1 protein-coding gene and 2 pseudogenes are annotated in these 11,541 nt (G+C 41.8%); all 3 read left to right on the top strand.

Going from position 1 to position 11,541, the window contains the following annotated elements; all coding sequences use genetic code 11:
- Position 1: 1 nt before the first annotated feature.
- On the top strand, positions 2-8,176 hold the full coding sequence (locus ACZ5N5_RS00505) for an SDR family NAD(P)-dependent oxidoreductase (protein ID WP_464373057.1): 8,175 nt from the start codon (positions 2-4) through the stop codon (positions 8,174-8,176).
- A pseudogene (locus ACZ5N5_RS00500) lies at positions 8,173-8,919 on the top strand (polyketide synthase dehydratase domain-containing protein); the annotation flags it as partial. The gene ACZ5N5_RS00505 and the pseudogene ACZ5N5_RS00500, both read left to right, overlap by 4 nt.
- Positions 8,902-11,538 (top strand): annotated as a pseudogene (locus tag ACZ5N5_RS00495) (type I polyketide synthase); the annotation flags it as partial. The pseudogenes ACZ5N5_RS00500 and ACZ5N5_RS00495, both read left to right, overlap by 18 nt.
- Between the last annotated feature and the right edge of the window lie 3 nt (positions 11,539-11,541).

Below are 11,541 nucleotides of genomic sequence, written 5' to 3'. Positions count from 1 at the left end.
TATGTTAATTCCGTTATCTGCACGAAAAAAGGATCGTTTACTTGCATATGCTGAGAAGTTGCTGTCTTTTCTTAACCAGAAGGAGCAACAAGGACAGTTACAACAGCTTTCAATATCATCATTAGCCTATACGCTGCAAACTGGTAGAGAGGCAATGGTAGAACGAGTCATATTTCAGGTAGATAGTATGAGTGAGCTTATTAGCGCCTTAAGGGATTTTGCTGCAGGAAAGCTTTCTGCTAATACCTTGCAAGGGCAAAAGAGTAAAGAGGCAAACGATGGATTACTTGAACAAGACAAGGAAGAAGTTCCAAAAGAAGTGGTGAGTCAATGGGTGTCAGATGGTGAGCTGAACAAGATTGCCAAGGCGTGGGTAGAAGGCACAGAAATCGATTGGGACGCATTATATGGGCTAGAAAAGCCGAAGCGTATCCACCTCCCATCATATCCGTTTGCTAAGAAGTATTATGAACGAAGTGATGAGAAGAAAAAGGCGGAGAAAAAAGTATTACACCAGACCAATATTCACCCCCTTCTACAGGATAATAATTCGGATCTTCAAGGTTTACAGTTTAGTTCCACGTTTTCTGGTGGTGAATGTTTTCTTAAAGACCATCTAGTGCATGAGAAACGAATGATGCCAGGGATGGCTTATTTAGAAATGGCAAGAGTGGCAATCGAACAGGTCGTTCAACCAGTGCCCTTAAGCATCCATTTATATAAAATGGTTTGGTTAAAGCCATTCTTGGTTGAAGACGGGCCTCAAAAGATGCATATGACTTTATCAGCTATAAAGGATGACGAGATAGTATATGAAATGCGGGATGATTTGTCAGATGATGTCATTTATCATCGAGGTCGTGCAGATATTTGTAAGACGGAAGAAACTGTCACACTGGATATACCTACTCTTAAGGAAGATTGTAGTCAGAAAGTATTATCACGAGATGAGACATATAAGGCTTTTCAAGAGGTTGGATTAACGTATGGACCAAGCCATCAGGGTATTGAAAAAATATATATGGGGAATGAGCAAATTCTAGCAAGACTGGAACTCCCACAAAAAGCAGTAACGACATTATCCGATTTTGAATTGCACCCTGGTTTGATGGATTCTGCATTACAGGCAGCAATAGGATTGATGAATAGTACGGAGAATGACATAACCCCTCGTATTCCCTTTGCTTTGGAGGAGGCCGTGATTCGTAGACCGTGTTCGCCACGTATGTGGTCATTTATCCAGTATAGTGAAGGAAGCAAAGCAGAGGATGACGTGATTAAACTAGATATACATCTTTGTGATGATCAGGGTCGTGTATGTACAAAACTTAAAGGCCTTTCCCTTAGAAAACTGACTCAAGGACAGGAGACTGAGAAGACAGACACCTTGTTACTAGCTCCACTTTGGTTTGAACAACCCGTTAATCAAAAGAAAGAAAAAGTACCATATGAAAAAAGTCTTGTATTGTTTTGTGGATTTGATAATCCAATAGAGGGAGATTTTCGTTGGTTACAATCTGAAAAAGTAGGGGTTGCTGAACGCTATATGGATTATGCTAATCAGATTCTCAAGGAATGGCAATCCATGATCGATGTACACGACAAGCAACCACAGTGTCTGCAATTAGTGATTCCGGCAGTCGATGATCAACACTCCCTCAAGGGTCTGGCTGCTATCTTAAAAACTGGTCAATTAGAACATCCGCATGTCTTTGGTCAGTTGATTGAAGTAGATGAGCTAACGGATATAAATAATATTCTTGAGGAAAATAGGCAATGCCAGGATCAGCATATCCGCTATAGACAAGGGTCAAGATCGGTTAGGAGATTGGATGAGATTACTGCCGATACTACTAATAATATTGTACCTTTTAGGGATGGTGGTACCTATTTGATTACGGGAGGCGCTGGTGGTTTAGGCCAGTTGTTTGCTAAAGAGATTGCCAAACAGGTTGAACAAGCGACAGTAATTCTTGTAGGTCGTTCTCCTTCAGGCCATGTCCTGAAAAATATGGAGATTCCTTCTAATATCCGAGTTGTATATGAACGTGCTGATGTAACGGATGGCCATGCTCTTAAAACCTTATTAAGGGAAATAAAACAAAAATATGGCGTCCCCAAAGGAATTATTCATAGTGCAGGTGTCGTTCAGGACAGTCTAATCCGTCATAAGACGAAAGCAGAGCTTGAAGCCGTAATGGCAGCCAAAGTTGACGGCTTAATTCATCTGGATCAAGCCACCCAAGACGTTCCGCTGGATTTTTTCATCTGCTTTTCATCAGGATCAGCGGTGTGGGGAAGTATTGGACAGGCCGACTATGCAGCTGCTAATGCTTTTATGGACCACTTTATGTACTGGCGTAATCGTTTAGTAGAAGACAAACAGCGTAGTGGTCGAACTCTTTCTATTAATTGGCCTTATTGGAAAAATGGTGGGATGACAATCAGCTCATCAAAGGAACAGATGATGGGTGGACAGCTTGGGATGACGCCATTATTGAATGAAGTAGGCATGAAAGCATTTTACCGAGCATTTGCATTAGACAATGAACAAGTACTTGTAACCGTAGGAGATACGAAGAGGATAAGACAACGATTACTAACTCCTCAAATAGAACAAGAGGTGATTCAAGCGAAAAAGAACAAAACCGAAAACCAAACCCAGGCTTCTGTTGATTTGAAGGAGCGTCTACAGACAGCCCTTTTTGATGTCGTTTCTCAGTTGATTCATGTTGAGATAGATGAGCTAGATAAGTATACAGGACTTGACGAATATGGATTTGATTCTATTACGTTTTCAGAGCTAGCAGATGAGTTAAATCAGTGTTATCAGTTGGAATTAATGCCTACGATTTTCTTTGAGCACAATACCTTGAATGATTTAGCAGATTATTTGATTCGTACTTACTATAACGTGTTACAAGCTCATTTTCAGCCAATAGGTACGGTTGGATCACAGCCCTTACCTATCGAAAATAAACAAGAGCAAGGTAATCAACATCGCTATTCTGAAGCAAAGTCTAACGAAAGAGTGGCAGACAAGTCCTCCGCCAAACAACAGAAAGCAAATGATCATATTGCCATAGTCGGTATGAGTGGCCTCTTCCCAGGGGGGCAAGATTTAGATGACTTTTGGGAAAATCTTGTGTTAGGTAAGGATTGTATTACAGAAATACCAAAAGAACGTTGGGACTGGCGGGAATATTACGGTGACCCTACTGAAACGAATAAAACGAATGTAAAATGGGGTGCTTTTATAGAGGGGATTGATCAGTTTGATCCACTGTTTTTTGGTATTTCACCACGCCAGGCTGAGTTAATGGATCCACAGCAACGCTTGCTGATGATGTATGCTTGGAAGGCAATTGAGGACGCAGGGTACGCTCCACAAAGTTTAACTGGTACAAAAACAGGCATCTTTGTGGGGATGGGATACAGTGGGTATGGCAATGTAATTAAAAACGCTGGCTCTAAACTGGAAGGCTATTCAGCAACTGGCATGGCTTCCGCTTTAGGCCCCAATCGTATGAGCTATTTTCTGAATATTCACGGGCCGAGTGAACCGATAGATACTGCTTGTTCCAGTTCCTTGGTGGCCATTGACCGTGCTGTTAATGCTATTCAAAACGGATACTGTGAAGGAGCCATTGTCGGAGGAGTTAATCTAATTTTGACACCAGAATTGCATATTAGCTTTAGCAAAGCAAATATGCTGTCAGAGGATGGACGTTGTAAAACCTTTTCCGATAAGGCGAATGGTTACGCGCGTGGAGAAGGAATCGGTATGATTTACATGAAGAAATTAGAAGATGCTGAGCGTGCAGGGGATCATATATATGGTGTGATTAAGGGGTCATCTGTGAATCATGGCGGACACGCTAATTCTTTGACAGCTCCTAATCCTAAGGCACAGAGTGAGGTGCTGATTGATGCCTATCAAAAAGCAGGTATTGATCCCAGAACAGTCACCTATATTGAAGCCCATGGTACTGGAACGGAATTGGGTGATCCTATTGAGGTCAATGGCTTAAAGACTGCCTTTTCCGAGCTCTACGAGACAACAGGAGAATCAACCGTGAAGGAGGCCCAATGTGGCTTAGGCTCAATCAAATCGAATATTGGGCATTTGGAGTTGGCAGCAGGAATTGCTGGTGTGATTAAACTATTATTGCAACTAAAGCATAAAAAGTTAGTTAAAACCTTGCATACGGACGTCATCAATCCTTATATTCAATTAGAAAATAGTCCCTTCTATATTGTTCAAAACAATCGAGAATGGACAGCCCTTCAGGATCAAGAGGGTAAGGAGCTTCCAAGACGTGCTGGTGTTAGTTCCTTTGGTTTTGGTGGAGTTAATGCACATGTGGTAATTGAAGAGTATGTAACATCAAAAGCTGTATTAATTGATAGAAGCACTCTCCCTCATTCCCCTGCGATCATTCTCTTATCTGCCAAAGATAAGAGCCGGTTGAAAGAGCAGGCACAAAACTTATGGTGGACTATTCGCAATTGGAAGCCTGATGATGGGGCACTGGCGGATCTGGCCTATACATTACAAGTAGGACGTGATGCCATGGAAGAACGTTTGGGGCTATTAGTAACGTCTATTCCAGAACTCAGAGAAAAATTAAAGGAGTTTTTGGATGGGAAACAAAGAATATCCGGATTGTACAGAGGTCAATTCACTAAGCAAAAAGGACCAATGGACGCTCTAAAAACGGATGATGATTTTCAAAAGATATTATCGCAATGGTGGCAAAAAGGCAAATGTCATAAGCTAGTCAGTATGTGGGTGTATGGAATGCCTATTGACTGGGAGGAGCTATATGCCACAAATCGTCCAAAACGTATCAGTCTCCCTACCTATCCTTTTGCCCAGGAAAGGTACTGGGTTAAGAGGGAAAGGAATAAAGAGGTGGAGACAGTACCATTCTCTAAGGAGAAAAAAATCCTTCATAAAACATGGAGCCCAGACCCTGTTCAGGAGGACAGCAAGTTATTAGTAGGGAAACTGATTGTTTTTACAACTTGTCGAGCGTTTCATTTGATCCATCCTATGTTGGAAGACCAAGATGTTCAAATTATTCCGGTTGTCCATGGTGAATCGGTGGGACAAGGCGTTTCAACGGATTTTTACAACGAAGGAGCAGGCGAAACATTATATCAACAGCTCAAAGGGACAATTGCAGACAAGGACTTCAAAGGAATGATTGATTTAACAGCTTATGATGCCATATATGAGCAAGAATCCAGAATCGAATGGGGTAAAATCACTTTTTTCCAACACTTACTATCCAATCATCGACAAGCTGATGGTTGGAAAGTGATACAAGTCACTCATTGTCTACAGTCCTGGAAGATAGAGCAACCAACCTTACAAGGTGCCCGTCTAGCGGGATTATATCGAATGCTAGGGGCAGAATATAAGCAAACGTCATTTATCACGATGGATAGTGATTGTCCCACTGATGAACCAAATCGACTGTGGGGACAAGTGAAGGATATGTTTGATCAACAAAAGAAGATGACGGAGTTTTGTTACCGTCAGGATCAACGCTTTGTCCCTGAAATGAAAGAAATATCAAAACCAAAAGAACAAGGTAGGACAGCTTTTAAGGAAGATGATGTGATTCTAATCACTGGGGGAACCCGAGGGATTGGGGAACAAATTGCGAAACGGGTTGTCAGTCAGGGTGTCAAACGACTTGTCATTATGGGGCGAGAGCCATTGCCAGACCAGTCTCTATGGGCTGAAGCTCTTACACGTGAGGAGGAAAGTCAACGTGCTGAGAAGATTCGTCACTTAAAAGCCTTAAACGATCAAGGAGTGCAAGTGTATTATGATCATACTGCATTAACAGACAGTGAGGGCCTAAATCTGATGGTAAACAAAATCCATCAACAGATGGGACCAATTACTGGTGTATTCCACTGTGCAGGTATAAAAGGAGAGAACCCTTCCTTTCTGAAAAAGACGATTCAGGAAATACAGGCGGTTTGTGAGCCAAAAATGATTGGATTAACTAATTTGCATCAAGCGTTATCAGATGAACCATTGAAGTTTTTCTTACTATTCTCTTCGGTTGCTAATGGTATTCCTTATTTGGGAGCGGGTCAAAGTGACTATGCAATGGCTAATGCCTATATGGACTTTTATGCCAATTATCAAGCTGGTCAAGGACAGGTTGGTATTCAATCGATCCAATGGCCGGCATGGAAGGAAACAGGTATGGTGGCAGGTGGTATAGATACCCCAGCATATGAGATGTCCGGGTTACAATCTCTCAATACGGCGGATGGATTACAACTTATAGAGATGGTAAGGCAACTTGATGAGCCGGTCTGTATGCCCGCTGTTATAGATCCAGGACGCTTTCAACTGGATGAACTCCTATATCGGAAAGAGCCAATAACCTGGAATCCAACAATCAAGGAAATAGATGGGCACAGCAAGGAAGAGACGGTCTTAGGAGAACGCGCGCAAGCGGTAAAATGGTTAAAAGAGATTTTTCAAAAAGAATTAAAGCTAATAAAAGCCCCAGATGAGCATATTTCCTTTACAGAATATGGGGTGGACTCCATTATTATTGCTCAAATTGTACAAGTCATTCAGCAGAAAATCGACCAGACGATATCCCCTTCGTTGCTTTTGGAACATGATAACATTGCTGCTTTAGCTAATTATCTAATGGAACACCATGGTACTGCTTTTCAAAAGGCATCTGCAACAAAAAGAGATAAGAAGGTAAAAATTTCACCAAAGGTGACTGTTCGAGATGGGCAAATGCAACAGAAAGAAGATATAGCAATCGTTGGCATTGCCTCACGCTTCCCAGATGCACCTACTAAAGAAGCCTACTGGCAATTATTGAAACAAGGAAAAAGTGCCTTGCGTTCTGTACCGAAAACACGCTGGATGGCTAAAAATGGTCGGGTGGACAAAGGGGGGTGGATTACGGGTATTGACCGATTTGATCCTGACTTTTTCCATATTAATCAGGCGGATGCTGCGATTATGGATCCACAGGCACGCTTGCTTTTGGAAGAAAGCCTTAAAACGATTTATGATGCAGGTTATGAACAAAGTGATTTACAAGGAAAATCGGTAGGGGTTTATATTGGTGGTCGTTCACAGCCGATGGCTCCATTAGATCAAGTTTTACAATCTACTAACCCCATTTTAGGGATGGGCCAAAACTATCTTGCTACCAATATATCTAAGTTTTTTGACTTTAAAGGACCTAGTTTAGTAGTTGATACGGCCTGTTCTTCAGGCATGTCTGGATTACTAATGGCCACAGATGCCCTGCAAGCTGGAAGAATCGATATGGCGTTGGTCGGCGCCGTTAGCTTATTGTTAAGCCCAACGGCCCATGATGTCTTTGCAGCTCGGAATATATTAAGTCAAAATGGTCGGTTTGAGATTATGGACAAACAGTCGACGGGGGAAGTTCTTGGAGAAGGAATTGGTGTAGTAATGGTTAAGCGATTATCAGATGCTATTCGAGATGGAAATCACATCTATGGAGTGGTGAAAGGCATCGCAGTCAATAATGATGGTCGTACGCTTGGTCCGGGGTCTCCTAGTCTTCATGCTCAAAAGCAGGTGATTAAAAAAGCATTAGAGCTAAGCGGTAAGAAGCCAAAGGACATTGGCTATATCGAATTGAATGGAGGTGGCACACCCATCATGGATACCATGGAAATCAAGGCACTATCCGAAGCTTATGATCTTACTAATCAGAAATTAGACCAAGTCTATTTAGGAGCTATAAAACCTAATATTGGTCATTTGCTTTTAGCATCAGGAATGGCTAGCTTTATTCGATGCGTATTAAGTGTTTATTATGGGGAAATACCTCCATTCTTATCTGCGAGAGAACCTTTTGAACATTATGACTTTGCTCAATCGAGAATTCAGTTTAACCGGGAATCCGTAAAATGGAAAACATCGGCTAATCTACCACGGAATGCTGCTTTAAGTTCATTTCCAGATGGGGGGACGAACTATCATGTCATCATTGAATCCTTTGCATCCAACAAAAATCGCCTTCTTTACCCGAAGGTGCCTCCGGTTTTACAGAATAAACTGATCAGTGGAAAAGCCTTTGTGAAAGAAAATGTTAAGCAGGATAATATAAAATTTGCAGGAAATGTTTGGGGGGAGATTCAATGACCAATGTGTTTCGTCTGACGTTAACAGTAGATCACCCTATCATCCAACATCATAAGGTATATGATCAACCATTGCTGCCAGGTCTCGCCTATATCGATCTTTTGTATCAATTGGCGGAACGGGTGGGATTAGGTCATCAAGATTATATGTTAAAACGTTTATCTATCTTACATCCATTAACAGTCAGTGCTGATCAACCTGTACCGCTAGCTTTTACCTTTGAAGAAAAAAATGGTCAATGGCATATACAGGTGAAAAGTGAATTCCAAGACAATGAAAAGAATTTCGTGTGTATCACTGCGGAATTACATCCAGAGACAGTTACCTTTAATGAGTCTATTCATTTAGATAAGCTTCAAAAAGAATCAAGTCATCATTTTGACTTAGATAAGGTATATGAACAAGCACGTGAGCAGGGGCTTGTTCATGGCGGGGCCATTAAAGCGAAAGGTGATGTCTATCAGGATGAAGAGGGGCTCCTTATTGCCATTAAGGTGGATGAAACACATCAGCAGGAAGCTGAACGATATTTGTTTCATCCAGCATTAATAGACGGCTCTGCCATGGCAGCAGGTGCGCTGTGGGAAATACCAGGTCAAGGGGAGGATCTCTATTTGCCTTTACATTATGCTTCCTTTTATTGTACAGCCCCTTTGCAGACAGAAGTATATGTAAGAGCATTGGCTACCTCTGTAAAGAAAGGGAATGATATTTGTTCACTGGATATGTTTTTCTATAACGAGGAAGGTAAACAGATAGGGCAACTTCTCGGGATCACTAGTAAAAAAATTCGAGCAAAAGAACAGATTACTGCTTCGTTACAAGGACGGGTTCCATCATCAGTTGTGGAAAAAGAGAAAGCAATAACAAAAATACCTAAACAACAAGGAAAGAAGGGTGCGAAGGAAGCGATATATGAACATATGCTACGAGATATTTTTGCTCATCATATGAATACATCGTCGTCTAAGGTTCGAACAAATCAGGGGTATTTTGAGCTTGGGTTGCAGTCTTCTCAACTTTTGGAAATTAGCCAAGAAGTAGAATCTAAGCTAGGGATCGTTGTTAGCCCTACCTTGTTCTTTGAGTATGGCACGATCCAGGAATTGTCTCGTTATTTTGCCGAACATGTCGCCTTGCCACCCGAGTGGGAGGAAGGGCAAGAGGAAGAAGTAGAAGTAGAGGATGAAGAAGTTAGTGATCCGGTTCTTCTAGCAAAAGAAGCACCAGATGTGCAGGAGCAGGATGAAGACATTGCGATAATTGGTATGGCGGGACGTTTTCCAGGTGCTGCTAACATCTCAGAGTTTTGGGCTAATTTAGTAGCTGGAAAAGATTGCGTTACAGAGGTACCACCTTCCCGCTGGGACTGGAAGAAATTTGACAATCTTACCTCTCCATCGGGAAAACCAATTTCTAGATGGGGTGGTTTCATTGATAATGCTGATTGTTTTGATCCTCATTTCTTTAGTATTGCCCCACGAGAAGCAGAAATCCTTGATCCTCAAGAACGTTTGTTTTTGGAAGTATGTTGGGAGTGTATAGAGGATGCAGGCTATACCCCACAAACATTGGCAGCCTATTCGGGAGGGAATCATTCAAGCTCTGTAGGGGTCTTTGCAGGTGTAATGCATAAAGATTACACCCTTATTGGGGCCGAAGCAGTAGCGGAGGGAATGCCGTTACCTCTATCGCTTAATTATGCACCTATTGCCAATCGAGTTTCTTATTTTTGTAACTTTAACGGCCCCAGCATGGCTATTGATACCGTATGTTCCTCTTCATTGGTTTCCGTCCATTTAGCCATCGACAGTATACGAAAAGGGGAAAGTGATGTTGCTTTAGCTGGAGGAGTGAACTTATCTCTTCATCCCAACAAATACTTAACCTATGGTATGGCAAATATGCATGCCTCAGATGGTTACTGTCATTCCTTTGGGAAAGGTGGGGATGGATATGTGTCAAGTGATGGGGTTGGTGTGGTGTTGTTAAAGCCTTTATCCAAGGCGAGAAAAGACAAGGACAATATCTATGCTGTCATTAAAGAAAGTGCCATTAATCATGGTGGGAGAGCTAATGGCATTACTGTGCCTAATCCAGTGGCACAGGGGGATTTGATTGCTTCATGTCTTGCGAAATCTGGAATTGATCCACGTACTATTAGTTATGTTGAAGCACATGGTACGGGTACATCTCTTGGTGATCCAATTGAAATTCAAGGGCTAATCAGGGCTTATCGACAATACACTTCTGATAAGCAGTATTGTTCTATTGGATCAGTTAAATCGAACATCGGTCATGCGGAATCGGCGGCTGGGATTAGTGGATTAATTAAGAACGCACTACAACTTTATCATAAAACTTTAGTGCCTTCCCTACATTCAGAAGAGTTAAATCCCTATATACACTTTGAGGACTCTCCCTTTTTTGTGCAACAAGAAAAAGAAAGCTGGAATAATCCAACTATCACAAAAGAAGATGAAACAGTCGTTTTGCCACGTAGGGCTGGCCTTAGCTCTTTTGGTGCAACAGGTACAAATGTGCATATTATTATGGAGGAGAATCCTTCCATTGTACCTCAAGAGAAATTTTCGAAATCATCCCAAAAGATCCTAGTGCCTATCTCTGCTAAGAGCGGGGAACGTCTTCTCGCTTATGGGCAGAAGCTTCTAAACTATCTTAATCAACTAGAGGAGGATGATAGTCTAAATATGACAGATCTTGCCTATACGCTTCAAGTTGGTCGAATAGCATTGGAGGAACGGGTTGCTTTCATGGTTAAGGACCGTAATGACTTTAAGCAGAAGCTGAAAAGCTTTTTGGCAGGCGAAGATAAAACGAATGGAATTTACCGCGGACATATCCGACAACAGGATGAGTTATTGGATTTGTTGACAGAGGATGAAGATGGACAAGAGATACTACAAAAATGGCAGCAAAAGGGCAAATCGCATTACATTGCTCGGTTATGGGTGATTGGTATGGATGTGGACTGGCATTGCTTTTATCCCAAAGGTCAGCCAAAGCGCATCAGTCTACCAACCTATCCATTTAAGCAGGAGCGTTTTTGGATTCCGAATGTTCCAAGTGCTACCAAGAAACCTACACACCTCCATCCATTATTGCATCAAAATACGTCAGATTTTTCTGGGGTGCGATTTACTTCTAATTTTACGGGTAAGGAGTCTTTGCTAAGTGAGTATAGGGTAAAGGGACAGCCTGCTTTATCTGTGACCACTTTTTTTGAAATGGTTCATAATGCCATCCTAAAAGCTTGGGAAGAGGAAACCCCAGAAATACCACAGATTGTGTTAAATAAGATAGACTGCCTTGAATCTCTGTTAATAGATTCGTCTGCAATCGAG

The sequence above is a fragment of the Gracilibacillus sp. JCM 18966 genome (assembly GCF_055392695.1).
Note: the sequence above shows the minus strand (reverse complement) of the source record. Positions and strands in the feature narration are given on the sequence as shown.

Excerpts from the sequence above, each read along its gene's own strand:
- ACZ5N5_RS00505 (WP_464373057.1), top strand. The coding sequence starts at position 2 with ATGTTAATTCCGTTATCTGCACGAAAAAAGGATCGTTTACTTGCATAT.